The organism is Rhodanobacter sp. ANJX3 (assembly GCF_014200755.1).
Taxonomy (GTDB): Bacteria; Pseudomonadota; Gammaproteobacteria; order Xanthomonadales; family Rhodanobacteraceae; genus Rhodanobacter.
Genome location: NZ_JACHCM010000003.1, coordinates 402,044 through 427,551 on the forward strand (window position 1 = coordinate 402,044; position 25,508 = coordinate 427,551).

28 protein-coding genes are annotated in these 25,508 nt (G+C 63.9%); 12 read left to right on the forward strand and 16 right to left on the reverse strand.

Annotation, left to right across the window (positions count from 1 at the left end):
* Positions 1 to 24 precede the first annotated feature (24 nt).
* The 14 genes from HDE76_RS10390 to HDE76_RS10455 all read right to left on the reverse strand — a co-directional run bounded on the left by HDE76_RS10390 (position 25) and on the right by HDE76_RS10455 (position 13,354).
* Positions 25 to 426, reverse strand: a complete 402-nt coding sequence (locus HDE76_RS10390) for a DUF3613 domain-containing protein (protein WP_179477632.1) — start codon at positions 424 to 426, stop codon at positions 25 to 27.
* 44 nt (positions 427 to 470) lie between these two features.
* A complete protein-coding gene (locus HDE76_RS10395; RefSeq protein WP_179477633.1) occupies positions 471 to 1,361 on the reverse strand; it encodes a Flp pilus assembly protein TadD in 891 nt (296 codons plus the stop codon).
* Between the two features lie 2 nt (positions 1,362 to 1,363).
* Positions 1,364 to 2,320 carry a type II secretion system F family protein gene (locus HDE76_RS10400; protein ID WP_184507157.1) on the reverse strand — a complete coding sequence of 319 codons (957 nt, stop codon included), beginning with the start codon at positions 2,318 to 2,320 and terminating at the stop codon, positions 1,364 to 1,366.
* Between the two features lie 36 nt (positions 2,321 to 2,356).
* Positions 2,357 to 3,283 carry a type II secretion system F family protein gene (locus HDE76_RS10405; RefSeq protein WP_184507160.1) on the reverse strand — a complete coding sequence of 309 codons (927 nt, stop codon included), beginning with the start codon at positions 3,281 to 3,283 and terminating at the stop codon, positions 2,357 to 2,359.
* Positions 3,280 to 4,575 (reverse strand): CpaF family protein, encoded by a 1,296-nt coding sequence (locus HDE76_RS10410; RefSeq protein ID WP_184507162.1) that lies wholly within the window; start codon positions 4,573 to 4,575, stop codon positions 3,280 to 3,282. The genes HDE76_RS10405 and HDE76_RS10410 overlap by 4 nt, the downstream gene beginning before the upstream one ends.
* Position 4,576: 1 nt before the next feature.
* Positions 4,577 to 5,851, reverse strand: coding sequence for a fimbrial protein (locus HDE76_RS10415; RefSeq protein WP_184507167.1), 1,275 nt, complete (start codon positions 5,849 to 5,851; stop codon positions 4,577 to 4,579).
* Positions 5,852 to 5,868: 17 nt separating this feature from the next.
* The gene (locus HDE76_RS10420) at positions 5,869 to 7,125 is read right to left on the reverse strand and encodes a type II and III secretion system protein family protein (protein WP_179477904.1); all 1,257 of its coding nucleotides are present in this window, start codon (positions 7,123 to 7,125) and stop codon (positions 5,869 to 5,871) included.
* Positions 7,126 to 7,208: 83 nt separating this feature from the next.
* A complete protein-coding gene (gene cpaB, locus HDE76_RS10425; protein ID WP_184507170.1) occupies positions 7,209 to 8,273 on the reverse strand; it encodes a Flp pilus assembly protein CpaB in 1,065 nt (354 codons plus the stop codon).
* A 35-nt stretch (positions 8,274 to 8,308) separates the two neighbouring features.
* On the reverse strand, positions 8,309 to 8,836 hold the full coding sequence (locus HDE76_RS10430; protein WP_255457665.1) for a TadE/TadG family type IV pilus assembly protein: 528 nt from the start codon (positions 8,834 to 8,836) through the stop codon (positions 8,309 to 8,311).
* A gap of 5 nt (positions 8,837 to 8,841) precedes the next feature.
* Complete coding sequence (locus HDE76_RS10435; protein ID WP_255481535.1) at positions 8,842 to 9,375, reverse strand: prepilin peptidase; 534 nt, start codon at positions 9,373 to 9,375, stop codon at positions 8,842 to 8,844.
* Positions 9,376 to 9,488: 113 nt separating this feature from the next.
* Positions 9,489 to 9,734, reverse strand: a complete 246-nt coding sequence (locus tag HDE76_RS10440) for a Flp family type IVb pilin (RefSeq protein WP_343205688.1) — start codon at positions 9,732 to 9,734, stop codon at positions 9,489 to 9,491.
* A 593-nt stretch (positions 9,735 to 10,327) separates the two neighbouring features.
* Positions 10,328 to 11,035, reverse strand: a complete 708-nt coding sequence (gene hda, locus HDE76_RS10445) for a DnaA regulatory inactivator Hda (protein ID WP_184507173.1) — start codon at positions 11,033 to 11,035, stop codon at positions 10,328 to 10,330.
* Positions 11,032 to 12,228 carry an AI-2E family transporter gene (locus tag HDE76_RS10450; protein WP_255457667.1) on the reverse strand — a complete coding sequence of 399 codons (1,197 nt, stop codon included), beginning with the start codon at positions 12,226 to 12,228 and terminating at the stop codon, positions 11,032 to 11,034. The genes hda and HDE76_RS10450 overlap by 4 nt, the downstream gene beginning before the upstream one ends.
* Positions 12,229 to 12,370: 142 nt before the next feature.
* Positions 12,371 to 13,354 (reverse strand): DUF2066 domain-containing protein, encoded by a 984-nt coding sequence (locus tag HDE76_RS10455; RefSeq protein ID WP_184507176.1) that lies wholly within the window; start codon positions 13,352 to 13,354, stop codon positions 12,371 to 12,373.
* A gap of 115 nt (positions 13,355 to 13,469) precedes the next feature.
* On the opposite strand from HDE76_RS10455, the gene purM reads away from it, so the two are divergent.
* Genes purM through HDE76_RS10470 form a run of 3 tightly spaced genes read left to right on the forward strand, consistent with a single transcriptional unit; the run spans position 13,470 to position 15,981 of the window.
* Positions 13,470 to 14,537, forward strand: coding sequence for a phosphoribosylformylglycinamidine cyclo-ligase (gene purM, locus HDE76_RS10460; RefSeq protein WP_255481536.1), 1,068 nt, complete (start codon positions 13,470 to 13,472; stop codon positions 14,535 to 14,537).
* 11 nt (positions 14,538 to 14,548) lie between these two features.
* Positions 14,549 to 15,226 carry a phosphoribosylglycinamide formyltransferase gene (gene purN / locus HDE76_RS10465; protein WP_184507183.1) on the forward strand — a complete coding sequence of 226 codons (678 nt, stop codon included), beginning with the start codon at positions 14,549 to 14,551 and terminating at the stop codon, positions 15,224 to 15,226.
* A 41-nt stretch (positions 15,227 to 15,267) separates the two neighbouring features.
* Positions 15,268 to 15,981, forward strand: coding sequence for a DUF3108 domain-containing protein (locus HDE76_RS10470; RefSeq protein ID WP_184507186.1), 714 nt, complete (start codon positions 15,268 to 15,270; stop codon positions 15,979 to 15,981).
* Between the two features lie 70 nt (positions 15,982 to 16,051).
* On the opposite strand, the gene murA is transcribed toward HDE76_RS10470, so the two are convergent.
* Both murA and HDE76_RS10480 read right to left on the reverse strand, forming a co-directional pair.
* Entirely contained in the window at positions 16,052 to 17,311 is a 1,260-nt protein-coding gene (murA, locus tag HDE76_RS10475; protein ID WP_184507189.1) for a UDP-N-acetylglucosamine 1-carboxyvinyltransferase, read from the reverse strand.
* Positions 17,312 to 17,396: 85 nt separating this feature from the next.
* Positions 17,397 to 17,636: a BolA/IbaG family iron-sulfur metabolism protein gene (locus HDE76_RS10480; RefSeq protein WP_179477645.1), complete on the reverse strand. Its 240-nt coding sequence runs from the start codon at positions 17,634 to 17,636 to the stop codon at positions 17,397 to 17,399.
* Positions 17,637 to 17,876: 240 nt separating this feature from the next.
* Between HDE76_RS10480 and HDE76_RS10485 the strand changes: the two genes are divergently transcribed.
* The 9 genes from HDE76_RS10485 (at position 17,877) to rapZ (ending at position 25,475) form a co-directional block, all read left to right on the forward strand.
* Positions 17,877 to 18,887: a KpsF/GutQ family sugar-phosphate isomerase gene (locus tag HDE76_RS10485; RefSeq protein WP_179477646.1), complete on the forward strand. Its 1,011-nt coding sequence runs from the start codon at positions 17,877 to 17,879 to the stop codon at positions 18,885 to 18,887.
* A gap of 68 nt (positions 18,888 to 18,955) precedes the next feature.
* A complete protein-coding gene (locus HDE76_RS10490; protein ID WP_184507192.1) occupies positions 18,956 to 19,501 on the forward strand; it encodes an HAD hydrolase family protein in 546 nt (181 codons plus the stop codon).
* Positions 19,498 to 20,178 (forward strand): LPS export ABC transporter periplasmic protein LptC, encoded by a 681-nt coding sequence (lptC, locus tag HDE76_RS10495; RefSeq protein WP_179477648.1) that lies wholly within the window; start codon positions 19,498 to 19,500, stop codon positions 20,176 to 20,178. The genes HDE76_RS10490 and lptC overlap by 4 nt, the downstream gene beginning before the upstream one ends.
* The gene (lptA, locus tag HDE76_RS10500) at positions 20,162 to 20,647 is read left to right on the forward strand and encodes a lipopolysaccharide transport periplasmic protein LptA (RefSeq protein ID WP_255481537.1); all 486 of its coding nucleotides are present in this window, start codon (positions 20,162 to 20,164) and stop codon (positions 20,645 to 20,647) included. Before lptC ends, lptA begins: the two co-directional genes overlap by 17 nt.
* A 3-nt stretch (positions 20,648 to 20,650) precedes the next feature.
* On the forward strand, positions 20,651 to 21,370 hold the full coding sequence (gene lptB, locus HDE76_RS10505; protein WP_179477650.1) for an LPS export ABC transporter ATP-binding protein: 720 nt from the start codon (positions 20,651 to 20,653) through the stop codon (positions 21,368 to 21,370).
* Positions 21,371 to 21,470: 100 nt separating this feature from the next.
* The gene (locus tag HDE76_RS10510; RefSeq protein WP_184507198.1) at positions 21,471 to 22,949 is read left to right on the forward strand and encodes an RNA polymerase factor sigma-54; all 1,479 of its coding nucleotides are present in this window, start codon (positions 21,471 to 21,473) and stop codon (positions 22,947 to 22,949) included.
* Positions 22,950 to 23,098: 149 nt separating this feature from the next.
* The gene (raiA, locus tag HDE76_RS10515; RefSeq protein WP_179477652.1) at positions 23,099 to 23,422 is read left to right on the forward strand and encodes a ribosome-associated translation inhibitor RaiA; all 324 of its coding nucleotides are present in this window, start codon (positions 23,099 to 23,101) and stop codon (positions 23,420 to 23,422) included.
* Between the two features lie 177 nt (positions 23,423 to 23,599).
* A complete protein-coding gene (gene hprK / locus HDE76_RS10520; RefSeq protein WP_179477653.1) occupies positions 23,600 to 24,550 on the forward strand; it encodes an HPr(Ser) kinase/phosphatase in 951 nt (316 codons plus the stop codon).
* 4 nt (positions 24,551 to 24,554) lie between these two features.
* Positions 24,555 to 25,475 carry an RNase adapter RapZ gene (rapZ, locus tag HDE76_RS10525; protein WP_184507201.1) on the forward strand — a complete coding sequence of 307 codons (921 nt, stop codon included), beginning with the start codon at positions 24,555 to 24,557 and terminating at the stop codon, positions 25,473 to 25,475.
* Positions 25,476 to 25,508: the final 33 nt, after the last annotated feature.

Below are 25,508 nucleotides of genomic sequence, written 5' to 3' on the forward strand. Positions count from 1 at the left end.
CGTGAGGGCGCTCATGATGATCCGTCACTGACCACCGGCATTGCCGTTGCTGTCTTTGCTCACCGCCGTTTTATAGAACTCTGGGATGTCGTGGCTGAAGCTTTTCAGATAGCGGTCGTAGCTGGCGCTGGCCTCCGCACCGAGCATCGGCAGGTGTTTGCCGGCCTGCGCGCCGTCGACCTGCATCTGCAGCAGACTGCGCGTGGTTTCGCCAATGACCGTGACAGGCGGCGGCGACTCGACGGCTCGGGGCGCTATACCGCCTGAGCCGTACCCCCTTGGCGCGGGCGCAGCGCTCATGGCGACCGTCGATGGTGATGCCGAAGTAGGACTGCCCGATGCCGGCGCTACGGTACTGCCCTGCCCCATCATTTGCCCGGTCACCGGCGTTTGCTGGGCCATGGCCGCGGCCGGCAGAAAAAGCATGAGTGACCGCATGACCAAAGCGCGTGCGGGTATCGAGGGAGTCTTCATGGATGCGCCTCGCTGCTCGTGGACGATGCGCCGAACCGTTCCAGCATCGACGGCGGTACGCCATCGCTCGGTTCGGCGGACGGCTGGCTTGCCGAAGGGTCGGTGCTCGAAGCAGCGGCGGTCGTCGGCCGATGGATCGACAACGACGCAACGACCCTCGGATGCGCCGGTGGCTTCGGCTGCAGCTGCGCCGCCAGCGTGCGCACCTGCTGGCGCGCGGCCTCCGGCAGATTGGCCTGCTGCATCGTCGCGTCGGCCTGGGCGTCATCGTTGTCGAGCAGCATCCACAGCACCAGATTGGACACCGCCTTGACGTTGCTTGGTGCCAGTTCGGCCGCCTTGGCCAGCGGCTCGTGCGCGCTGGTCACCTGGCCGGCGCGCAGGCGCTGGTAGCCCAGGTCGCCCAGATAATCCACGTTGACCGGATCCCGTTGCACGGCCTGGGACAGCGCTTCTTCGGCAGCGGCATTCTGCTGCTGCTCCGCCGCGATGATACCCAGGCCATGCCACGCAGCCGCAGCCTGATCGGTATGCACCAACGCCTGGTAGAGCGCTTTCGCCGCGTCCGCCTGTCCGGTTTTGCGCAAGGCGTCGGCCTGCAGGCGGCGCAACTCCGGCGAGTCGCCGTAGCGCTGACGATACGCATCGATATTCGCCAGCGATGCGTAATACGCGCCCTGCTGCTGCATCTGCCGGATCAGATCCAGATACATCGGCTTGCTGTTCCTGTCGCTCGGCGCCGCCGGCTCGGACGCCAGTTCGGGCTGAACGTGATTGAGGTAGCCCCCGTGACTGGCGCAGGCCCCGAGCAGCAGCGACGCTGCCAGCACGGCCATCGAATAGGCCTGTCGCGCAGGCCAGGCATGTCGCGATGGCGATAAGGTCATGGTCAATGTCCTCTCAGCTTGGTCATGGTGCCGATCAGCGAAACGATGGCCGGCCCGGCAAGCACCGCCATCAGCGCCGGCAGCAGGGCCAGCATCATGACCAAGGTCATTTTTACCGAGAGCTTTCCGGTCTTTTCTTTCATGTTCAGCTTGCGCTGCTCGCGCAGCCGCTCCGCAAATTCGCGCAGCGGCTCCTGCACCGCGCCGCCGTGCTGATGCACCTGCAGAATCATTTGCACCAGGCTTTTCAGATCCGCGTTGTCGAACGATTCGGCCAGACGGCGTAGCGACTGCTCGCGCGGCCGGCCGTGCGCGTAGGACATATTGGCCTCGCGAATCTCCCGACCGAGTACCGGAATCACCACCCGAAAACGCTCGGCAATCGTCTGCAGGCTCTGATCCATGCTGAAACCGATGCCCTGCAGCAAGCGCAGCAGATCGATCAGCAGTGGCAGCTCGTTGTCGACACGCTTGCGCAGACGCGCCGCCCAGGAACTCAAAAAGAGCTTCGGCAGCAGCAAACCCGCCGCCAGGCCGGCCAGCAGCTCGACAAACCCGCGCGCGCCGGAAGGGTGCAGCAAAACCAGCACGATGACCGGAAACAGCAGCGCCATCACCAGGCGCAGACCCAGAAAAAGCGCGCGGCCCGATGTGGTGTTGTGATTGGTCTGGTCCAGTAACAGCAGATCTTCCTTGGCCAGCAGCGCCTTGCCGAGGTGACCGTCCTCGACGTGCGTGCCGATCGACTCCAGCCAACGCCGGCACCTGCGCCAGAACGTAACCAACGCGCCCGCCTCCTCGTCGGCTTGCGCACCTCGACGAAGCACGCGCGCCAGCGCTTCGTTGATCACCTGCTCATGCTGATCGCTTTGCCGCACGCGGTTCAGCAGGCCCCAGGCCACGAGGGCCAGCGCCAAGGCCAGCACGAAAACCGCCGATGCGAGCAGGAATTCAGCCATCGCGAGACACACTCCCATGCGCCAAGGCAAAGACCATCACAGCGACTTCGCCAGCCGGTAAAGCAGAAAGCCGCCGAACAATTCCATGACCAGGGCGATCAGCAGAATTTTGCGACCTAGCGACTCGGTAAACATCGGATGGAAAAAAGCCGGATTCAGCAGCGATAGGATGATCGCGACCGCCACCGGCAGAAGACCCAGCACCCAGGCCGACATGCGCGTCTCGGCGGTAATCGCCCTCAGCTCGTGCTGGGCCTGATCCAGATCGCGCATGAAGTCGCTCATGCGCTGCACGATATGATCGGCCCGCCCACCGATACGCACCGCCGTACCCAGCACGACTTGCAGCAGTTGCAGGGCCTCCAGCCGATAAGGCTGCGATGCCAGCTGCAGCGCCTGATCGAGATCCATGCCGCTGCGCACGGAAACCATGGTGCGATCGAGCACGCTGCGAAGCGGCAAGGGCACCGTACTCGACGCCGTCTGGAAGGCCATCGGCAAACTGTTGCCGATCGTGGCCAGGCGTACGACGCCGTCGAGAAAATCGGGCAGTTGGTGAATCATCTGCCGGCGCTGTTTTTCGATACGCCCACGCAGCCACAGCCATACAAGCAGTGAGTACGCCACCAGCAGTACAGGCATCGCCCACAGCGTACCGATGCGCCAGGCGCCGAGCCACGCCAGCCCCAGACCCAGCATCGCCAGTTGAACCGGCAGACGCCAACCGGTCGGCAGACCCGCGCGCAAAAAGAGGCTGTCGGTCGGCAGCGCCTGCGACCGCATCGGCTTGCCCGCGGCGACAGCGGGCAGCGGCGGCGCAACATGCGCCCGGCTGGCGAGGCTGCGCTCGATGAACTCCGCGCTTCGACGCCGCTGCTGTCGCGCAGTGCTGCCCCACCACAGTTCGACGGCGCCAGCCATGAGCAGCGAGACCATGCTGAGCAGCGCCAGCGTGAGGATCATCCATGCACCTCCATCGCGGTGCGCTGGAGAAACTCCCGAAACGGGTGCAATTTGTACGTGTGCGGATGAAAGCCCAGAGCGGGCCAGCGGTTCCGCTCGCTGCCGTTGGTGTCGACAAACATCTCGTGGTGAAACATCTCCTGCGTGGTGATGATCCTGTCGGTCAGGCCAATCACCTCCGTTACCGACGAGATCACGCGATGGCCGTTGCTCAGACGCGCTATCTGGATGACAAAGTCGATCGCGCTGGCGATCTGCCGACGCAGGCTGTCTTCGCTGCCCTGAAAGCCGGCGAATCCGCATAGCATTTCCAATCGGCTCAGCGCATCGCGCGCCGAATTGGCATGGATGGTGGACATCGAACCGTCGTGACCGGTGTTCATGGCCTGCAGCATTTCCAGCACTTCGGCGCCGCGTACCTCGCCGACCACGATGCGATCGGGCCGCATGCGCAGACTGTTGCGCAGCAGATCGCGGGTGGTCACCGCGCCGCTGCCGTCAAAGCCGCCGATCCGGCTTTCCAGCCGCACCACGTGCGGGTGGTTGAGCGACAGCTCGGCGGTGTCCTCGATGGTGACCACGCGTTCGTTCAACGGGATATAGCTCGCTAGCGCGTTGAGCAGCGAGGTCTTGCCCGAGCTGGTGCCGCCGGAAATCAGAATATTGCAGCGGCTTTCCACCGCCGCCTGCAGCAGCGCACGCAGGTTGTGGTCGAACGCGCCGCGCGCCATCAGGTCGTCGGGCGTGAACGGATCCTGGCGAAACTTGCGGATCGAGACGCTCGGCCCGCTCACCGCCAGCGGCTCGATGATCGCATTGAGGCGGCCGCCGTTGGCCATGCGCGCATCGACCATGGGGTTGGCTTCATCCAGCCGCCGCCCCAGCGGCGCGAGGATGCGGCGAACGATGCGCAATACGTGGCGGTTGTCGCTGAAACGCACCGGCTCGCGCTTGAGCACGCCGTGGCGCGAGACGTACACGTCCTGATAGCCGTTGACCAGAATGTCCTCGACCTCGGGATCGGACAGCAGATCGTCAAGCGGGCCGTATCCGGTCAACTCCTTGAGCAGCGCCGAGGCCACCTTCTGCACTTCGCTTTCGTTGATCGGGATGCGCCATTCCTGCACGAAAGCGTTGGTTTCGATGCCGACGTATTTGCTCGCCGTAGCCTGCGACCAAGTCGCAATGTCGAGGCGCTGATCCTCGATGCGGTTCAGCAGGAATTCGTGCGCGGCCGATACCGTGTCGTGAAACTGCTGGGTGTGTTCGAAAGGGATCAGATCGATATCCATCTCACCGGCCCTTCCTGTCGATCAGCTTTTTCCACCAGGCACGTTCGTTCGTCGACGCATCGGCTACCTGCAGCCGCCCGAGCAGGCCCTTCAAGGCCCGCACATACAAGTCGCGTGGCGAGGTCTGATGCAGTAGCTGGCCCTGATTGGCGCTGCCGCGCAGCGCGCGCGAACGCTCCGGCAACAGCGCCAGCAGCGGCAGGTTGAAACGGCTGGCGATCTGCGCGGCGGTGACGCCGTCATTCGGGTCGTGCCGGTTGACGACCAGGGACAGCCGTGCATCGCGCATGGCGCGAGCGTCGAGCTGCCGCAGGATGGCATCCAACGACATCATGGCGCCAATGCTCTGGTCGACGACCAGCCATATTTCATCGGCTTCGCGCAGCAGGGGCAGCGGCACTTCCGAAACGGGCAGGCCGCCAACATCGGTCAACAGCAGATCGAAATGCAGGCGCAGACGATCGAGCAGCACCGGCAGCTCGGCCGTGTCGGCCGGTTTCTCCAGCGTACCGGCCGTCTGCGACAGCACCGACAGCCGGCCGTCATGCGTGCTGAAAGCCGTACTGATCAACGTGGCGTCGATACGACGGGCGCTCTTCAGCGCATTTTCGTAGTGGAATTCGTTGGGCAGGCTGAGATAGAGCGCCGCGTCACCCGCCGGACGGCCGAGATCCAGCAACAGCACCTGCACGCCCGCGGCATCGGATGGCGCACCTTTCGCCGGTGATTTTTCCGAACTCGCCAGCGAACCCAGGTGTGCGGCCAGCGTGCTGGTACCCATGCCCGCACGCACGCCGAGCAGCAGCACAAGCCGTCCGCGCGAACGCGGCACCGGCGCGGGCGTCGCGGCGGGGCTTCGCACTTCGCAGTTCATTCTCGCCAGCAGTTCGCTAATGTCTTCGTCCTTGGCATCGATGTCGAGAAATTCATTCACGCCGGCGCGCATCGCCGCCAGCACCACGCCGGCCTTGTCGTTGCCCAGCGAACCGACCGCCAGCAGCGAAACGCCCGGTGTGCCGTCGATCAGCCGGCGTGCGAGCATGGACGAGTGCTCGGCCTGCATCAGCGAGTAATCCAGCAGCACCAGCGGCGAGCCGGGCAGATGCACCGGCTCGCCGGTGCCGCCGATATCGCGCGTGTCGACCCAGTGCACGTTCGCCATGTGTCGCAGCCGCGTCGCCACATGCTTGGCGCGCTTTTCGTCGGAGGAGTAGAACGGAAGATCCACGCCGAGCTCCGGCCTGTTGATCGAATAAAGCATCGGGCGTGTCTGCATGATCGTTACTCCTGCCTTCAGCGCGAAAACCCGGGCAACTGGTCCGAGCCGGCAGGATTGAGCAGGAACGATCCCCACACCGGCAGATTCGGATTCGCTTCGCGCTGCCCCGGCAACGGCAGCGTGGTGCCGCGGGCAAACGGTTTGATCAGATGCGGCGTCACGATGATCACCAGCTCCTTGTCCTGGCGGCTGTAGCTGAGATCGCGAAAAAAGACGCCGATGACCGGAAGGTCGCCGAGCAGCGGAATCTTGTTGACCGTGCTCATCACCGACTGGCTGACCAGTCCACCGATGACGAAGGTTTCGCCGTCCCCGAGCTCCACCGTGGTGTCCTCGCGGCGCGTAGTGAGCGCTGGCACCGAGATGTTGTTGAGGATCACCGCATTGGAATAGTCCAGGTCACTCGCCTCCGGCGCCACCTTCAACGCGATGCGGTCGGCCGACAGCACGGTCGGCGTAACGGTCAAACCGATGCCGAACGACTTGTAGACGATCGTGGTAGTGCCCAGGCCCTGCGGCTCCGGAATCGGCAGCTCGCCGCCGGCCAGAAAGCTGGCGCTCTGGCCGGACAACGCCACCAGACTCGGCTCGGCCAGCACGCGCGCCAGTCCGTCACTCTTGAGCAGGTTGAGGCTTGCCTTCCATTTGCCGGTGGTGGAACCGGCCACCAGATTGAACGCCGACGTGAGCGCGCTGCCGCCGGTACCGGACGTATTGGCTGTCGCAGTGGGGCTGGTCACGCCGTAGCTGAAACCGCCGTTCGTGTTGGTGAAGCTCAGGCCGAGCTGGTTCAGCGCCGTGCGGTCGAACTCGACCACTTTGACGTCGACCTGCACCACGCCGCCGGTAGCGACGGTGGAAGCATCGACAATACGGCCCTTGCTGCCCACGGCCGCCGATGCCGCTTCGCGCGTCTGCTCGTGATCGAGCAGCGTAGGCGAGCTGCCCTGCACCAGCGCGCTATCGTCCTGCACGGATAAATCCACGCCGCCGTCTTCGGTATGCGCCTGCAGCGCGCTGCGCACGTTGACCACCAGCCGCTCGGGCGACGCCGCGCCGCGGTGCCACAGCAGCAGGGTCGTCTGCCCCGGCTTCTTGCCGACCAGCAGCGCCTCGGGCCGGCCCTTGAGCATCACCACATCGGCCACCGCCGGATCGGCGATGGCAATCCGCTCGAGATCCTTGGCCAGCCGCAGCGGACGCTGCTCGTGCGCCTGCAGATCGAGCGTCTCGGCAGATACCGTCATGACTACCGCGGGCACCGCCATCATCGCCAAGGCGAAGCAGCCGATGGCTCGCTGACGATGGGCCGGCGCAGTGTGCACAATCGAGGTCATGGAGAGGATCCATCGCATCATGGGTTGTTCCGGGCCGGGCGGGCGCTGTCGTCTGAGGCACCACGAATGATCTGGATGCTTGGAGAAGAGCTCGAACGCACGGCGCGAACGAAACTTCTCGCCGCCGGATCGTGGCCAGCCAGACCCGAGCCGTCGATGCCGGCATAGGCCTGATTTTCCGGCTGCCGCAGCTGCTGCCTTTGCTCTGCGGTGAGATCGCTGCGCGCGGCCAGCACCGGGCGCGGTTGCGGGAACAGCGCATCGTCCGGCTGGCCTTCATCGGTGGGCTGGCGCACGCCCAGCGACAGCTTGCCGTTCTGCACGCCCAGCAGCAGCTGGCTCGCCTCGCCCACCGGTACCGCGAGCACGGCGGTATGCGGCACGTCTTTCGGCGAGCTCTGGTTCGGTGCCGTGGTGGCGACCGGCCGGGCGTCGCCATCACCGGACGGTCTGGGCTTGCCATCACCGGCTATCGGCGCTGCCTGCGTTTTTGCCGGTGACGACGGCAGATCGTCGCTGCCGTAGGCCAGCACACGCAGTCGGGAAAGCAGCAGACGCGTTTGCGATGTATCCGGTACAACCTCGTGCGCGGCGGGCTGATAACTCGTCGCCGGCGGCGCCTTCAGGCTGACGAAAACGTCAACGTAGTCGCCCGGCACGATGCGGTTGCCGGCACCGGCCTGCTCATCGACCGGCACCGCCACGGCGCGTTCGCCCGGCTTCAATGCCATCGACAACCCGCGAGCCAGCACCTTGGAGGTCACCGCCGTGCCTGCCGGAATATCGATCAAAGGCACGCCACCCACCACCGCATCCACGTCACCGTAACCGTCGGCAGGGCGCTGCGCCCAGTTAATCAGCTTCAAGGAGGACACGGTAAGCGGCGTACCCGCGGGCAGCGCTGTTGCCGCAACGACCACCGGCACTGTCGCTGGCTCGGGCGCAAAGCCGAGCCCGTGCGTAGCCGACGCATCGGCGGCGACCGGTGTGGCCGCGCGCCGACCGATGCTGAAGGCCAGAACAGCCAGAACGACCGCTACCGCCACCAGTAACAAAGCCGCTATGCGGGTGAATTTCGGCATCGACTAATCTCCGGATCGCCAGGCGATCCTTAGGTTCACGTGTTGTCGAGCTGGACGATGGCGGAGCTGCTGATGGAATCCAGCAGCCAGTTGTAAGCGATTTGCGTGCCTGGAATAAAAGGATGTGCTTGGTAGTTGAAAGTGGTCACGACCTGCACACAGCTCAGGCTGGTGTTGGAGGGGCACGCGATGGTCGACACCACGATCGGCCCATCGGTACAGTCGGGGGTGTCGCCGGAAAAATTCAGCAACCACTGCATGGACTGCTCGGCGACCGCGCAAGCCGCGGCCTGCCGAGCCGCATTGTTCACGCCATACTGCAGCGCAGCGCGCGCGCCGTTATCGGCGGCCAGCGTCAGAGACTGCTTGGCCGCGAAAATCAGCACGCCGGAAATCGTCAGCAGCAGCAGCGGCAGCAGCCCGAAAATAAAGACCAGCGCGTATTCGATAGCGACCACGCCCCGCTGCCGGGAGCGCAGCGCCATTGCTTGCCCGCGACCTGTCGCGCCGGCGCGGCCGCACAATCCTGAGACAGCAAAACCCGAGCGAGTCGCGATATTCATCGGCTTCACCAGTGCGTTAAATCCGTAAATTTCATTGTCAGCAGCGCGCCGACGGCCATGTACGCGGCATAGGGCAGGCCTTTACGTCCGGCTCTGGCCGCGAGCACACGCTGCCAGAGATGCGACTGCCCCACCTGCGCCTGCACGGCAGTCAGCCCGGGTCCGGCGTGTCGCATCACGAGGCGGGACAGCAAGATCGCGACCGCATGTATGCCCCCCAGCACGCTGGCGATGATCCATATCGGCAGTAATGCCTTGCCACCCAGCAGAAACCCCACCGTGGCAAAAAACTTCACGTCACCTGCCCCCATCCAGCGCATGACGTAAAAGGGCAGTAACGCCAGCAAACCAATCAGCAACCCGACCCCTGCCGTCCATGGCGGAGCGCCGTTTTCATTCAGCCATGACCAGATCATCCAACCCGCGCCGATAATCAATGCCGCAAGCAACCATGTATTACGCACCCGGTGTTCAATAACATCGCTGACAATGGTTAAAAGACAGAGCAAAATAGCCATGGCCTGCGGGGGTGAAGTCATGCATTACGTCCCTATGACTTGCTATTAGTTAGATAGGCTAATCACAATGAAGTATCTTCTTGGCAACTAGTCGTCATGAAGAAACGGGAACCGCGAAGATATTCTTCACCAGTTCAGCCGCTAGCATTCGCCACCGCATTTGACATGGTCGTAAATAGCGTTGCGTATAAATCCTTAAGCTTCGGCAGAAAGGTAACACCCAATGCCGTCGCCACCAACGCAGCCAGAATGCCGTATTCCAGCGCCGTAATGCCGTCTTCTTCGCGAAGAAACTTGCTGATTGATGCATTCATTTCAATACCTCCGGAGCTACGTGCTCCTCGTACGACCATGACAATGAACGGATAAAGCTTCTTCACCGTTCGACAGACCTGCGGCGATTGCTGCAGGACGACCCACCCCGTATTTACATCCTCAAGCCGATTATTAGCTGATAACCGAGTCGTCGGATTAATGCTTTAATAAAAACTTTGTCCAATTGAATATTGATTCGATGTATCCAGCGTCGTGTAATTTGATGCATTAGCCGTGCCTGAAATAAGTTACCTGTGGGAAAAGACGATTATTTTGTGATTTTCCTCAGGTTTTTCTGCTTCACGACCCCTCGACATTCACTTTCTGCCCATTTTCTGAATGGCGATGCACAAAAACGGCACGGCTTAAAACGATTTCTACCTGCCCTTTTTTGGCAGTTCTGGCCGCACAGGACGCGGGGAAATCACGGCCGCACTTTGGGGGTTTGCCCGGCATGCAGATAATCGGCCGCCAGATACGCTCTGCACGTACCGCGACCCGAAAGGGATGCCACCGGCTTGGCGCCAGCTCGATGGAGATAGACGTCCAATCGGACCGGCGATCGCTTTAGGCATCGTTGCAGCCGAAAAAAGGCGCCATCGAGGCGCCTGGGGAATCGGGTTTGTGCGGTGCTCAGCTGGGCATAGAAACCAGCCGCTCAGGTCGGCGGATCATCGGCCTGACGCAGAAAGTCCCGCAGAAACGGCACCGTAATTCGCCGCTGCGCCGCCAGCGATGCCTGATCGAGCCGATCCAGCAGCTCAAGCAATGCGCCCAAGTCGCGCGCATAACGGGAAAATAGCCAGTCCAGCACGCTGTCATCGAGCTGGATGCCCCGCGACGTGGCCTGCGCCTTCAGCACCGCGCGCCGTTCGTCGTCATCCAGCGGTTTGAGCGCGAACTGTGTGCAGGCGCCCAGGCGCGAGCGCAGATCGGGCAGGGTCAGCTCCAGCTGCGATGGCGTGGCGTCGGCAGCGAACAGCAGCGCGCTGCCATCGGCCTTGGCGCGGTTGTAGAGATCGAACAACGCATGCTCGGCGTCGCGGTCACCGGCAATCGCGCCCAGATCGTCCAGCGCCAGCAGCTCGCTGCCGACGACACCGCGCAGCGCGGTCGCCTTGTCGCCGAGCGTCGACAGCGGTAGATACTGCACTACCCGCCCTGCCGCGTGCGCCGCCTGACACGCCGCCACCAGCAGATGGCTACGTCCGCTGCCCGGGGCACCGTGCAGATAAATCCACGGTGCATCCGTCTCGCCTGCCAGCGCCTGCACGGCAGCGACGGCGGCGGCATTGGCGCCTGCATGGAAATGCTCGAAACGCTGGCGACGCGGCCAGCGCAGCGCGAGCGGCAACTGCGTAGTCATGGTTGGCCTGGACGAACCTGACCGGCTTTCAGCGGCACCGTCGTTTCATTTTCCACCGTGCTGCCATCGGCGTTATGCACGACGATTTCCACTTCCGCGATCACCGGGTCTTCTTCGCCTTCCTCGGTGTACAGCTCACTCTGGCGATAGCGCTCCACCAGATAGCGCAGCAGCACCATGATCACCGACGCAGCGGGCAAGGCCAGCAACACGCCGAGGAATCCGAACAGCTCGCCGCCGGCCAGCACGGCGAAGATCACGGCCACCGGATGCAGGCCGATCTTGTCGCCGACCAGCTTCGGCACCAGCACATAGCCTTCCAGCAGTTGGCCCACCACGAACACGCCGCACACGATCAGCAGATGCGTCAAGTCGCCGTATTGCACCAGCACGGCAATCACCGCGCCGCCGAAGCCGACGATGAAACCGAGGTAAGGCACAAAGCTCAGCAGACCGGCCACGATGCCGATCAATAAGCCCACCGAAATGCCGACCAGCGACAGCGCGCCGCCATAGAAAATACCCAATGCCAGCATCACCAGCAGCTGACCACGGACAAAGGCACCCAGCACCTTGTCCGACTCGCGCGCCAGATAGGCAACAGTCGGTTCGATCGAGCGCGGCAGCATGCGGTCGATGGCGCCAACCAAGCGATCCCAGTCGCGCAGCAGATAAAACGCCACGACCGGAATCAGCACCAGGTTGGTCAGCCACAGCACGATACCCAGGCCCGAGCGTGAAACTTTGCCCAGCACTTCGGTCGCGATGCTGCCGATCGAACCGATGTGCGCCTTGATGTCGGCCATCAGCTGATCGCTCTGGAACATCTTCGGATCAAGATGCAGCTTGGTCTGCACCCAGGGCCACGCGGTGTTCTGCGCCCAATCGACGTAGTGCGGCCAGTTGGAGATGAGGTTTTCGATCTGCCGCGATATCAACGGAATCAGCAGCAACAGCACCGCTACAAACACAATGACCAGCACGAGGAAAACGATGCTCGCCGCCAGTGCCCGGCTCAGACCCAGCCGCTCCAGCCGATCGGCGAGCGGATCGCCCAGATACGCCAGCATGCCGGCCACGGCAAAAGGCATCAGCACGGGCGACAACAGCCAGAGCAGATAAACGATGACGGTCGCTATGGCAAGCATCTGCCAGCGGCGGGAAATAGCGTCGTGCGTCGCAGGTAAGTTCATGGAAAGCCCCTGAAACCGGATCGAAGGATACTGATGGGTAGGTATGGACGGGTTGGGAAACAGAAACGTCGGTCTACCGCAAAAATCGTCCGCGTCGAAAGGGTCGCGACGGCAGCCCTTCAGCCGCGACCGAGCAACGCGTTCAGTGCAGCCAGCTCAACGTGGCATCAGCACCATCGTGCGCGCTCTTCGACAACAGCAGGCGACCGCCGGCGGCGAGATTGGCGGCCAGCGCACTCAGCGGCACTGACGCCTTGACATCGAGCAGCACGCCATCGTTCTGTGCGCCGATCGTATTGACGCTGCTGACCGACGGATCGGCACGCAGCGTGGACAGCAAGCTGGCGTAATCCATCGCCGATTTCAGGCCATCGACCCAGACCTTGCCCTCGCTGATGCCGGAGCCGATCACGTTGAGCTGCTTGCCGAGGCGATCGACCATGCCATTGCCGGCGTCGCTCAGCACCGCATCCTCGGTCGCGCCCTTGTTGCTCCAGGTCTGCGGCTGGCCGCCGGAAATCAGCGTCCACGAGGCACCGCCGTTGCGCAGCTTGCCCACCAGTACCAGGCCGGTGTGGTACTGCTGATTGATCGCCGCCAGCGTGGCCGCATCGCCCGCCGCTGCCTTGTCGGCGTCCGGGGGAGTGGTGGCGTCGGGATAGGTCACGTTGGTGCCGCGCGCGCTGGCCGAGGAAGCCAGGCTGCCCAGGGACGATGAATCGAACAGTTTGCCGTCCGCGCCCTCGACCAGCAGCAGCACCGGCGGCTTGACGCCCGCGCTGGGCACGCCAAGCGTCGCTATCAGCCGGCGAATCGTGCCCGGCTCAAAATCCACCTGCAGGCTGATGCCGGTAGCGGAGCGCTGATACTGATACTTGCGCACCAGCGACGCCGCGTTCTTGGTGGCATCGGCATAACCGGGGTTGCTGCGCAGATCCTGGCCACCGGCGACCCGTGCGAGCACTTGCCCCAGCGCCGTGGTGAAGGCGATATCGCGCTGGGCGTCGCTGATGTCGTTGACCGGCACAATGACCGAGTACGGCGAACCCTGCGCCTGCGAGCGCAGCGGCGACAGCACGGCGAGACCGAACAGCAGGGTGACGAGGAGCAGGCGTGACAGGCGCATGGGCTTGGATATCTTCGAACGGGGAAATCCCTGGGGAAGTCTGCCCAATCGCGCCGCCAGCGTCTATCGGCAGCTTGCCCGGTCGCACTGTGTCGCCCGGTGCCGTCCTCACATAATGCTAAACTGCGCGGCTCAATCCACGCCGGTTTCTGCCATGTCTGACGCCCTCACCTACCGCGCCGCCGGCGTGGATATCGACGCCGGCAATGCCGTGGTCGAACGCATCAAGCCCCTGGTCAAGCGCACTTTCCGCCCGGAAGTGATGGGCGGGCTTGGCGGTTTCGGCGGACTTTTCGACCTTTCGGGCAAGTATAAAGAACCGGTATTGGTCTCCGGCACCGATGGCGTGGGTACCAAGCTGAAGCTGGCGCAGATTCTCGGCCGCCACGACACCATCGGCATCGACCTGGTCGGCATGTGCGTCAACGATGTGCTGGTGCAGGGCGCCGAGCCGCTGTTCTTCCTCGACTATTTCGCCACCGGCAAGCTCGATGTGGAAACCACCGTGGCCGTGGTCGGCGGTATCGCCAGGGGCTGCGAGTTGGCCGGCTGCGCACTGATCGGCGGCGAAACCGCCGAAATGCCCGACATGTATCCACCGGGCGAATACGATCTGGCCGGCTTCACCGTGGGTGCGGTCGAGAAATCGCAGATGCTCGGCGGCGAGACGATCGTCGCCGGTGACGTGATTCTCGGCGTGGCCTCCAGCGGCCCGCACTCGAACGGCTACTCGCTGATCCGCAAGATTCTCGACCGCGCCGGCAGCCCGCTCGACCTCGACGTCGGCGAGACCACGCTGGCCGATGCGCTGATGGCGCCGACCACTATCTATGTGAAGCCGATTCTGGATCTGCTCAAGCAAGGCACGGTTCACGGCATGGCCCACATCACCGGCGGCGGGCTGAAGGAGAACATCATCCGCGTGGTGCCCGAAGGTCTGGGCATTGCACTGGACGCCAGCACCATCGTGCTGCCGCCGGTATTCGACTGGCTGATGCACGAAGGCAACGTGGCGCGCGAGGAGATGTGGCGCACGTTCAACTGCGGCATCGGTTTCACTGTGATCCTGCCCCGCGACGCGGCAACCGCCGCTAGGGCGCTGCTGCAGAAGCACGGCCTGGCCAGCTCGATCATCGGCGAAGTCGAGCCGGCTCGCGGCGACGAGCGCGTGCGCATCGGCTGAGCGCGCGGTCGATGTCTACGCGAAAACAGCACTTGCGCGTCGCCGTGCTCGCCTCCGGCCGCGGCAGCAATTTTGCGGCGCTGCTGCTGGCGCGCGAGTGCGGCGACGTGCCGATCGAGTTCGTGCTGGTCGCCAGCGACAAGGCGAACGCCGGCGCGCTGGCGGTTGCCGAATCGGCCGGCGTTCCGACGCTGGTACTCGATCCACGTGATTATCCCGACCGCCGCGCCTTCGATCTGGCGCTGTTTGGCCGCCTGGCCCAAAGCGGCGCCGAGCTGCTGGTGATGGCCGGCTTTATGCGGATCATCGATGGCGAAGCGCTGACGCCGTGGATCGGCCGGATGATCAATATCCATCCCTCGCTGCTGCCCAAATACCGCGGCCTGCATACGCACCGTCGCGCGCTCGAAGCCGGCGACCGCGAACACGGCGCCAGCGTGCATTACGTCACCGCCGAGCTGGACGGCGGCCCGGTGATTGCGCAGGTGCGCATGGCCATCGAACCCGAGGACGACGAACAGCGGCTGGCGCAGCGCCTGCTGCCGCTGGAGCATCGGCTGCTTGTCGCAGTGGTTGCCGATATCGCCGCTGGCAAGCTCGCGATCGAGCACGACACCGTGCAATTCGACGGGCGGGCGCTTGCGCAGCCGCTGCAGTGGATCGACGACGGCCTGGTCATCGCCGACTGATCTGCACGGCACGTTCAGGATGTCTGCGCAAAACTTGCGGCATGAAAACTTTCTCCCGCCTCCCCGCTCTTGCTGCCGGTCTCGCGCTGGCCCTCGCCACCGGTAACGCGCTGGCCGCTTCGCCGCAGCCGTTTACCGCGCATTATCAGGTGCTCAGCGATGGTCAGCCGGTCGGCGACGCCACCGTCAAACTCAGCACCGCCGGCAACGGCGAGTATTCCTACAGCAACTCCAGCAAGGGCACCGGCGGCATGGCCGCTATGATCGGCGCCAGTTCGGAGGAAACCACGCGTTTTCGCTGGCAGAACGACGTACCTGCCACGCTCAGCTACGACTACAAGCTGCAAAGCTCGTTCAAAAGCAAGCAGCGCCACATGAGCGTGGACCCGGCATCGGGCAAGGTCACCGTCGACGAGGGCAAGGGTGCGGGCAGCTACGCCGCCGTTCCCGGCATGGCCGATCGCAACAGCCTGCCGTTGGCGATCGGGCTGGCGCTGGCCAGCGGCAAGCGGACGGTAACCGTACCGGTCGGCGTGCGCCAGGGCGTCGAGCAGCAGCAGTACAAGGTTACCGGCACCGAATCGGTGCAGGTGCCGGCCGGCACGTTCAAGGCGGAAAAAGTCGCGCGCAGCGACGACGGCAGCAAGCGTTTCGACGCCTGGTATGTGCCGCAGAAATATCCTGTGCCGGTAAAGATCACGCAGGCGGACGGCGGCGATCTCACCTTGCAGTTGGTCAGCTTCAGCCGTCCATAAAACCGAGAGTGATCGCCCCATAGAAAAGGCCGCATCAGCGGCCTTTTCTATGGGAGTTGCAGGCAGCTGATCAGTTCGGCAGTCGACGGATCTTGGCGCCCAGCACGCCCAGCTTTTCTTCGATGTTCTCGTAGCCGCGATCGATGTGATAAACGCGATCGACTACGGTATCGCCCGTGGCTACCAGGCCGGCGAGCACCAGACAGGCCGACGCCCGCAGGTCGGTGGCCATGATCGGCGCACCGCTCATTTCCTTGACGCCCTTGACAACGGCGGTATTGCCTTCCAGATGGATGTCCGCACCCAGCCGCTGCAGTTCGTGCGCGTGCATGAAGCGGTTCTCGAACACGGTCTCCGTGACGATGCCGGTGCCTTCGGCCACGCAGTTGAGCGCAGTGAACTGAGCCTGCATATCGGTCGGGAAGGCCGGATACGGCGCAGTGCTGATATCCACGGCCTTCGGCCGGCGGCCCTGCATGTCCAGCTCGATCCAGTCCGGGCCGGTGGAAATATGCGCACCGGCCTGTTCCAGCTTCGTCAGCACCGCGTCCAGCGTGTCCGCGCGCGCATGGCGGGCGCGCACCTTGCCGCCGGTCATCGCCGCGCCGACCAGGAAAGTGCCGGTTTCGATGCGATCGGGCAGCACTTCGTATTCGGCGCCGTGCAAACGCTCTACGCCATGGATGATCATGGTGGACGTACCCGCACCTTCGATCTGCGCGCCCATCGCGATCAGGCAGTGGGCCAGATCGACCACCTCCGGCTCCTGCGCCGCGTTTTCGATGATCGTGGTGCCCTGCGCCAGCGTCGCCGCCATCATGATGTTTTCGGTACCGGTGACGGTAACCATGTCCATCAGGATGCGCGCGCCTTTGAGCCGTTTCGCACGAGCCTTGATATAGCCGTTTTCGACGGTGATCTCGGCACCCAGCGCCTGCAGGCCGCGGATGTGCTGGTCAACCGGACGCGAGCCGATCGCGCAGCCGCCCGGCAGCGACACCTCGGCCTGCCCGAAGCGCGCCACCAGCGGACCGAGCACCAGGATCGAGGCGCGCATCGTGCGCACCAGATCGTACGGCGCCACGCAGGTGCTGGTGGTACGCGGATCGACGTGCATCTTCATGCGGTCGTCCAGCACCAGCTGCACGCCCATCTGGCCCAGCAGTTCGATAAACGTGGTGACGTCGTGCAAGTGCGGCACGTTGCCGATGCTGACCGGCTCGTCGGCCAGCAGGCAGCCGGCAAGTATCGGCAATACGGCGTTCTTGGCGCCGGAAATGCCGACCTCGCCGTTGAGCGGCACGCCGCCGCTGATCAAAATCTTGGCCATCATGTTCCTAAAGTTTGTACGCTCCTCCGTGAGCGCAAAGAACAAACCGGCATCCATGCCGGACGCTTCAATTAATGCAAAAACATTACTGACGCGCCGCGGCTTCCTCGGGAGTCAGTGTTTTGAGCGCCAACGCGTGGATCGCCCCGCCCATCAGGTCGCCCAGCGTGGCGTAAACCAGACGATGACGGGCCAGCGGCAGCTTGCCGGCGAACTGGCTGGCGATCACGGTGGCCTCGAAATGCACGCCATCGGCCCCGCTGACGTCAACCTGGGCGCCGGCCAGGCCGTTTTCGATCAGTGCCTGGATGCTGGCTGGATCCATGAAAGGGGATTTCCTCGGGAATGAAAGCTGACTGGGCGTCAGCCGATAGGCCGGTTTGGCGACGTTGGAATCCAACGCGTCGGCTTATGACGTTAAAATACGAATGTGCCATGGTAATGGAAATACGCTGGCGCAGAAATGGCAGCCACATTGCCCGCGTCTTGGCTGCCGCTGTTCGGTGTCATCATGGCGCCGGGTTGAAACCGCCGGTTGCCGATACTTTCCCACGCTAGAGACTTCATGAACGCTCGCATCGCTCCGCCTGCTACCGTCGCCCTGGATCCGGACCTCATCGTTCGCAGCGCGCGCTCGGTCATCGGGCTGGAGGCCTCGGCGATCGAGGCGCTGCGGCCACGGATCGGGCCGGCGTTTGTCGAGGCCTGCCGCATCATCCTGGCCTGCAAGGGCCGCGTCGTGGTCAGCGGCATGGGCAAGTCGGGCCACGTCGCGCGCAAGATCGCCGCCACGCTGGCATCCACCGGCACACCGGCGTTCTTTGTGCATCCGGGCGAGGCCAGCCACGGCGATCTGGGCATGATCCTGCCCGAAGACGTGGTGCTGGCGCTGTCGTATTCGGGCGAAACCGACGAGCTGCTGTTCATCCTGCCGATGATCAAGCGCCAGGGGATTCCGCTGATCGTCATCACCGGCAAGTCCCAATCGTCGCTGGCGACCGAGGCCGACGTGGTTCTGGACGGCAGCATTACCAGCGAAGCCTGCCCACTGGGCCTGGCGCCGACCACCAGTACGACCGTAGCCCTGGTGCTGGGCGACGCGCTGGCGATCGCCCTGCTGGAAGCCCGCGGCTTCACTTCGGACGATTTTGCCCGCTCGCATCCGGCCGGCAGCCTGGGCCGGCGGCTGTTGCTGCATATCAGCGACGTGATGCACAGCGGTACCGATGTGCCGCGCGTATCGCCCGAGGCCAGCATCACCACCGCACTGGTCGAGATGACCCGCAAGCATCTGGGCATGACCGCCGTCGTGGACGCCGACCAGCGGCTGCTCGGTGTATTCACCGACGGCGACCTGCGTCGCGCGCTGGACGATGTCGGCGTGGACCTGCGCGGCGCCAAGGTCGGCGAGCTGATGACGCGTGAGCCTAAAACCATCGGTGCCGGCAAGCTCGCCGCCGAAGCGGCGCAGTTGATGGAAAAGCTCAAGATCAACGCCCTGCTGGTCGTCGATGATGAACAGCACGTGGTCGGCGCACTGAATATTCATGATCTGCTCCGGGCTCGCGTGGTCTGATTTGACTTGGCAAATCAGAAAAATCAAACACGCCGCTCTTGACTTGGCTCTCCTCAGAACATCATCCCGTGCCCATTAATTACCTTGCCGACGTCCCTTCCGACATTCTCGCCCGTGCGGCCGCTATCCGCGTCGCCGTGTTCGACGTGGACGGTACGCTGACCGACGGTCGGCTCTGGTATGGCGAAGACGGCCGCGAAACCAAGGTGTTTCATGTGCACGACGGCCTGGGCCTGAAGCGGCTGAAGCAGAACGGCGTGGTGGTGGCCATCATCAGCGCGCGAATCAGCCATCCGGTGGCGCTGCGCGCCGAGGAACTCGGTATCGAACACATCTACCAGGCACAGGACGACAAGGCGGCGTGCCTGCTCGAACTGTTGGACGCACTCCATCTCACGACCGAACAGGCTGCCTTCATCGGCGACGATCTGCCCGACCTGCCGCCGATGAAACTCGCCGGGCTCTCGGTGGCTGTCGCCAATGCCCATCCGGTGGTTGCCGAACAGGCGCACTGGCAAACCCGCAAGGGCGGCGGCCTTGGCGCCGCCCGCGAGGTCTGCGATCTCATCCTGCACGCCCAGGGCAAAGACGCGGCTGCGGTGCCGCCCCAGTGAGCCTGCGCCGTTATCTTCGCGACCGCGGACTGCTGGCGGCGACGCTGGCCATCGCGCTGCTGGCCGGCATGGGTCAATTATTGCTTTGGTGGATCGGGCCATCGGTCGCGCCGAATGATTTTGTCGGACCGCCGCGTTCCGGCTACACCCTGATCAACAGCCACGTCACCGAATACGACGTGCTGGGCAAGCAGAGCATGCGGCTGCAGTCGCCGCATATCGAACGGCGCGAGGGCGATGAATCGCTCTATCTCAATACGCCCACCTTCCAGCTTCCGCCCAAGATTCCCGGCCTGCCCGACTGGGACGGCAACTCGCTGTACGGCTGGGTCAACAAGGAAGGCACCCTGCTAAAACTGCAGGGACCGGTCTACCTGCATCGCCCGGCCTACATCGATACCAAGGGCGTCGCCCAGGCCGAAACGATCATGCACACGTCCGAAGTGACGGCGTGGCCGAAAGAACAGCGCATGGAAACCGCCGAATCGGCGAATATCGTGCAAGGCCAACGTACAATGCGTGGGATCGGCATGCGTGCCAGTCTCAACGACAACCATCTGGAGCTGCTCGATGCTTCCCACATCACTTTCCCGCCGCGCACACCCAAACCGTCCTCTGCTCGGCCTGCTGCTGCTAAGCCTGCTCGCGCTGCAGCCAGCGATGGCACGACAGGATGACCGGCAGAAGCCGATGAACCTGGATGCCAAGTCCATCGATGGCTACAACCTGCCCAATACCGTCACCACGCTGACCGGCAATGTCACGGCGACGCAGGGTACGCTGAAGATGACGGGCGACAAGGCGCTGGTGAGTATCGACGCCAATACGCAAATCAGCCACATCCATGTCACGGCTGCGCCGGGCAAGCTCGCGCACATCGAGCAGATCGACGATGCCGGCAATCTGATGACCGGCGACGCCGACACGCTGGACTACGACAATATCAACGGCATCGCCGTACTGACCGGCCATGCGGTCGTGCACCAGCAGGGCCGCGGCGAGTCGCACGGCGACAAGTTGACCTACAACACGCAGACGCAGCAGATGACCGGCACCAGCGGTAGCGACGGCCAGGTCCATATGGTCATCCTGCCCAAACCGCAGCCTGCCGCTGCGCCCGCGCCCGCCTCATCGAAGCAGCCATAACCGATGCTTTCTGCCGAAGGTCTGCAAAAAAGTTTCAAGGCGCGCCAGGTCGTGCGCGATTTTGCGTTCTCGATCCGCGAGGGCGAAGTGGTCGGTCTGCTCGGCCCCAACGGCGCCGGCAAGACCACCTGCTTCTATATGGTGGTCGGCCTGATCGAGGCCGATGCCGGCAGCATCAAGCTGGACAAGCAGGACATCACCGGCCTGCCGATGCATTCGCGCGCCAAACTGGGCATCGGCTACCTGCCGCAGGAGGCATCGGTGTTCCGCCGCCTGAGCGTGTCGGACAACATCATGGCCGTGCTCGAGCTGCGCGACGGACTCAGCCAGCAGCAGCGTGCCAGCGAGCTGGAAAGCCTGCTCGATGAATTGAAGATCGGGCACATCGCCGACCAGAAGGGCATCAGCCTATCCGGCGGCGAGCGCCGACGGGTGGAAATTGCCCGCGCGCTGGCCGCGCAGCCGCGCTACATGCTGCTGGACGAACCCTTCGCCGGCGTCGACCCGATCTCGGTCGGCGAAATCCAGCGCATCGTGCGGCACCTGAAGGAACGCGGCATCGGCGTGTTGATCACCGACCACAATGTGCGCGAGACGCTGGGCATCTGCGACCGCGCCTACATCCTCAACGACGGCGAAGTGCTGTCGCGTGGTACGCCGGCGCATATCCTGGCCGACGAGAAGGTGCGCGAGGTTTATCTGGGCCGCGAATTCCGTCTTTGAGACGCTGGTCAAGGCTGGCACCTTTGCCCTCCACACATGCCTATGGCCGCATCGGCAGCCAAGCGTTAGGATGTTGGTCAGTTCCTTCGAACAGGCTGGCATGAAACCTGCTCTCCAGTTTCGTCTTCATCAGCAGCTGACCCTGACGCCGCAACTGCAGCAGGCGATCCGTCTGTTGCAACTCTCGCAGCTGGAGCTGGAGGCGGAACTGCGTCAGATCGCCGAGAGCAACCCGCTGCTCGAGTTCGCCGAAGAAAGCGAGGATGTCGAGCCGGCCGACGGCGCGGATGACGATACCGACTACGTCAATCCGGAGCGCCCCAGCGCTGCCGCGGGCACCGAAAACGACAACAGCAACGACGACACCGGCGAATGGGCCGAAGGCGGCGGTGCGGCCGAATCGCCGATCGATTTTTCCAGCAGCAGCCTGGGCAGCAAGACCAGCAACACGGCATCGCGCGGCGACGAGGATTTCGAACCGCAGAACGCCGCGCCCGACACGCTGCAGCAGCACCTGCTGTGGCAGCTCAACATGGCCTCGTTCAATCCACGCCAGCACGCCATCGCCGCCGTGCTCATCGACGCGATAAATGCCGATGGCTACCTCGACGAGAGTCTGGAAACCCTGCTGACGGCGCTGCCGGAAGGCATCCGCGCCAGCATTGAGGAAATAGACGCCGTGCGCCGGCGCCTGCAGGGCTTCGACCCGGCCGGCGTGGGCAGCCTGGATCTGCGCGACTGCCTGCGCGTGCAGCTGGAGCAGTTCGCCGCCGACACGCCGCATCGCGATCTGGCGCTGCGTATCGTCGACACCGAGCTGGAGCTGCTGGCGCGCAACGACAGGGTGCGCCTGGCACGTCGTCTGCACGTCACCGAAGACGACGTGGTCTCGGCCGCCCTGCTCATCCGCAGTCTCGACCCACGCCCCGGCGCAGCCTTCGACGCCACGCCGGTGGAATACGTGGCGCCCGACGTCTATGCCCTGCGCGACGGCACTCGCTGGCGGGTCAGCCTCAACGCCGACTGCCAGCCCAAATTGGGGCTCAACCAGCATTATTGCGGCCTGATCGCCCGCGCCCGCGGCGAAGACGCCAGCTGGATGCGTGGCCAGCTGCAGGAGGCGCGCTGGCTGATCAAGAGCCTGGAATCGCGTGCCGAAACGCTGCTCAAGGTCGCCGAGGTCATCGTGCGCCGGCAGAGCGCCTTTCTCGACTACGGTCCGGAAGCGATGCATCCGCTGGTGCTGCGCGAAGTGGCCGAAGAAGTCGGCATGCACGAGTCGACCATCTCCCGTGTGACCACGCGCAAATATTTGCACACGCCGCGTGGTACGTTCGAACTGAAGTATTTTTTCTCCAGCGGCGTCTCCACCGAAGACGGCGGCAGCGCATCGGCCACCGCAATCCAGGCGATGCTGCGCAAGCTGATCGGCGCCGAAGACGCGCGCAAGCCCCTATCCGACCAAGCCATCGCCGAGGAACTTCATCGCAAAGGCATCCAGGTTGCCCGCCGCACCGTCGCCAAATACCGCGAAGGCCTGCGCATCCCCAGCTCCAGCGAACGTCAGCGCGCCAACTGACAGATCGCGGAATCCTGGAGGGAACTTGTCCCTGCCCAAAGCGTCCACATACCTGTAGAGAGTGATAAACGACGCGTCGCCTGCCGCATGACAGAGGCCCGTCGCACCCGCCGCGAAATGCGGCAAATGCACCAACAGAGGAGGCGCCCATGCAATTCCAACTCAGCGGTCAGCATATTGAAGTCACTCAGGCCTTACGGGACCACGTCACTGCCAAGCTCGACAAACTCACACGACTGGACAACCGGCTGATCAGCCTCTCCGTCGTCATCTCCGTCGACAAGCTGCAGCAGTTTGTTGAAGGTACCCTGGCCACCACCGGCGCGACCCTGCACGCCGAAGCCGCTGAAACCGACATGTACGTTTCCATCGATGTGATGTTCGACAAGCTGCTCTGCCAGCTGCGCAAGCATCGCGAAAAAGTCTGCGACAAGCATCAGCGCGAGGCGCGCGAAGTCCGCCTGGCGGTGTAAACCCCACGCTACGGCCCGCCCCGCCATCGATCCGCGATCGGTGGCACGGCGGGTCGATTCGTCTGCAAGGCTTGGGCTGAAAGGCCGCAGCCTGAGCGCCGCCACGTCCAAACTGGCACAATGGTCATGCTGCCGCGCCGGCCCACCGGGCTGTTATCGCGGCGCGAAGGACTGGCCTTGGATCGAATCAGCGCGCGACAACTTTACGATGGCGTTCACGAACGCATGGGCCTGCGCTGGATTTCCGGCATGCGGGGAGAGGCGCGTGCGCTGGACCCCGGTGCTACGCAGTCACGCCGGCCATCGCTGATCGGCTATCTCAATGTCATCTACCCGAACAAGATCCAGATCGTCGGCACCGAAGAACTGAATTTTCTCGACGGACTGGATTCGCGCCAGCGCTGGGAAGTGATCCACAAGGTTGCCGCCTACCAGCCGGTCGCGCTCATCGTGAGCAAGGATCAGGCGATTCCGTCGGACCTGCGCGAAGTCGCCGAGGAAACCAATACCCCGCTGTGGATCAGCCCCAAGCGTGGGCACGAGCTGCTCACCTATCTGCAATATCACCTGGCGCGCCTACTGGCCGCCAAGACCACCCTGCACGGTGTGTTTCTGGAAGTGTTTTCCATCGGCGTGCTGATCACCGGCGAAGCCGGCTCGGGCAAGAGCGAGCTGGCGCTGGAGCTGATCAGCCGCGGCCATCGCCTGGTCGCCGATGACGCCACCGAGTTCACCCTTATCGCGCCGGACGTGATCGACGGCACCTGCCCCGAACTATTGCAGGATCTGCTCGAAGTGCGCGGCCTGGGCGTGCTCAACATCCGCGAGATGTTCGGCCACATGTCGGTCAAGCCGTCCAAGTACCTGCGCCTGGTGATCCACCTCAAGCCATTGCGCGACGGTGAGGATACCGACGCGCTGACCCGGCTCACCGGCGACATCGGCCATCGCGAGATCTTCGACGTGGCCGTACCGATGATCACCATCCCGGTGGCGCCGGGACGCAACCTCGCCGTGCTGGTGGAGGCCGCTGTGCGCAGCCACGCGCTGAAGAGCAAGGGCATCGACCCGGCGCAGACCTTTATCGATCGCCAGGCGCATCAACTGAACCGGCTACCGCCGTGGTGATGGCATGACTGACGACGGCAAACCACTGATCACACCGCTGGTCGACGCGCGCGAGATTCATCTCATCGTGCTGACCGGTCTGTCCGGCGGCGGCAAGACGGTGGCGCTGCGCGCGCTGGAAGATCTCGAATTCTATTGCGTCGACAATCTGCCGTCGGCACTGCTGCCGCAGCTGGTCAACGCGGTGATCGGCGGTCATGACGACCCGGGCAGCGGCGGCATGCATCGGCGCATTGCCGTGGGCGTCGATGTCCGCAACCGCGGCACCGACTTCGCGCATATGCCGCAGGTGCTTTCCGATCTGGCCGCGGCCGGCGTCCAGGTGCAGTTGGTCTTTCTCGACTGCCGCGACGAAGTGCTGATCAAACGCTATTCGGAAAGCCGTCGGCGCCATCCACTCGCGATGCGCGGCGTGTCGCTGGCCGACGCCATTGCCGAGGAGCGTCGCCTGCTGCGGCCGCTGATGGCGATCGCCGAAAAGGTGATCGACTCCAGCGAGCTCAACGTGCATCAGCTGCGTCGGCTTATCGCCACCGGCTACGCCCGGGCCACCGAAGGGCTGACACTGATGTTCCAGTCGTTCGCGTTCCGCCGCGGGCTGCCGCTGGATTCGGACTTCGTGTTCGACGCGCGCTGTCTGCCCAATCCGCACTGGCAGCCGCATCTGCGCCCGCTGTCCGGCAAGGACGCACCGGTACGCGACTTTCTCGACGTCGAGCCGCTGGTCGGCGAATACTTTGCCGACACCGCACGCTGGCTGGACGCGTGGGTGCCGCGCTTTGAACAGGACGATCGCAGCTATATGACCATCGCTGTCGGCTGCACCGGCGGTCGCCATCGTTCGGTCTATCTGGTCGAAAAACTTGCCGCCCATTTTCGCGCCCAACGCGAGGGCGTACTCACCTTCCATCGCGAACTCGAGTGACCACCATGCCTCGTCATATCACTACAGGGTCAC

What these genes read in the sequence shown, in the direction of transcription:
- cpaB (WP_184507170.1), bottom strand. Translation starts at nt 8,273, where the DNA reads ATGCCGAAATTCACCCGCATAGCGGCTTTGTTACTGGTGGCGGTAGCG.
- HDE76_RS10510 (WP_184507198.1), top strand. Translation starts at nt 21,471, where the DNA reads ATGAAACCTGCTCTCCAGTTTCGTCTTCATCAGCAGCTGACCCTGACG.
- hda (WP_184507173.1), bottom strand. Translation starts at nt 11,035, where the DNA reads ATGACTACGCAGTTGCCGCTCGCGCTGCGCTGGCCGCGTCGCCAGCGT.
- HDE76_RS10410 (WP_184507162.1), bottom strand. Translation starts at nt 4,575, where the DNA reads ATGGATATCGATCTGATCCCTTTCGAACACACCCAGCAGTTTCACGAC.
- HDE76_RS10480 (WP_179477645.1), bottom strand. Translation starts at nt 17,636, where the DNA reads ATGGATCCAGCCAGCATCCAGGCACTGATCGAAAACGGCCTGGCCGGC.
- murA (WP_184507189.1), bottom strand. Translation starts at nt 17,311, where the DNA reads ATGGCCAAGATTTTGATCAGCGGCGGCGTGCCGCTCAACGGCGAGGTC.
- HDE76_RS10415 (WP_184507167.1), bottom strand. Translation starts at nt 5,851, where the DNA reads ATGCAGACACGCCCGATGCTTTATTCGATCAACAGGCCGGAGCTCGGC.
- HDE76_RS10485 (WP_179477646.1), top strand. Translation starts at nt 17,877, where the DNA reads ATGAACGCTCGCATCGCTCCGCCTGCTACCGTCGCCCTGGATCCGGAC.
- HDE76_RS10455 (WP_184507176.1), bottom strand. Translation starts at nt 13,354, where the DNA reads ATGCGCCTGTCACGCCTGCTCCTCGTCACCCTGCTGTTCGGTCTCGCC.
- rapZ (WP_184507201.1), top strand. Translation starts at nt 24,555, where the DNA reads ATGACTGACGACGGCAAACCACTGATCACACCGCTGGTCGACGCGCGC.
- HDE76_RS10400 (WP_184507157.1), bottom strand. Translation starts at nt 2,320, where the DNA reads ATGGCTGAATTCCTGCTCGCATCGGCGGTTTTCGTGCTGGCCTTGGCG.
- purM (WP_255481536.1), top strand. Translation starts at nt 13,470, where the DNA reads ATGCTAAACTGCGCGGCTCAATCCACGCCGGTTTCTGCCATGTCTGAC.
- HDE76_RS10435 (WP_255481535.1), bottom strand. Translation starts at nt 9,375, where the DNA reads ATGACTTCACCCCCGCAGGCCATGGCTATTTTGCTCTGTCTTTTAACC.
- lptA (WP_255481537.1), top strand. Translation starts at nt 20,162, where the DNA reads ATGGCACGACAGGATGACCGGCAGAAGCCGATGAACCTGGATGCCAAG.
- HDE76_RS10420 (WP_179477904.1), bottom strand. Translation starts at nt 7,125, where the DNA reads ATGATGGCGGTGCCCGCGGTAGTCATGACGGTATCTGCCGAGACGCTC.
- HDE76_RS10395 (WP_179477633.1), bottom strand. Translation starts at nt 1,361, where the DNA reads ATGACCTTATCGCCATCGCGACATGCCTGGCCTGCGCGACAGGCCTAT.
- HDE76_RS10390 (WP_179477632.1), bottom strand. Translation starts at nt 426, where the DNA reads ATGCTTTTTCTGCCGGCCGCGGCCATGGCCCAGCAAACGCCGGTGACC.
- lptB (WP_179477650.1), top strand. Translation starts at nt 20,651, where the DNA reads ATGCTTTCTGCCGAAGGTCTGCAAAAAAGTTTCAAGGCGCGCCAGGTC.
- HDE76_RS10430 (WP_255457665.1), bottom strand. Translation starts at nt 8,836, where the DNA reads ATGAATATCGCGACTCGCTCGGGTTTTGCTGTCTCAGGATTGTGCGGC.
- purN (WP_184507183.1), top strand. Translation starts at nt 14,549, where the DNA reads ATGTCTACGCGAAAACAGCACTTGCGCGTCGCCGTGCTCGCCTCCGGC.
- raiA (WP_179477652.1), top strand. Translation starts at nt 23,099, where the DNA reads ATGCAATTCCAACTCAGCGGTCAGCATATTGAAGTCACTCAGGCCTTA.
- HDE76_RS10470 (WP_184507186.1), top strand. Translation starts at nt 15,268, where the DNA reads ATGAAAACTTTCTCCCGCCTCCCCGCTCTTGCTGCCGGTCTCGCGCTG.
- HDE76_RS10450 (WP_255457667.1), bottom strand. Translation starts at nt 12,228, where the DNA reads ATGAACTTACCTGCGACGCACGACGCTATTTCCCGCCGCTGGCAGATG.
- HDE76_RS10405 (WP_184507160.1), bottom strand. Translation starts at nt 3,283, where the DNA reads ATGATCCTCACGCTGGCGCTGCTCAGCATGGTCTCGCTGCTCATGGCT.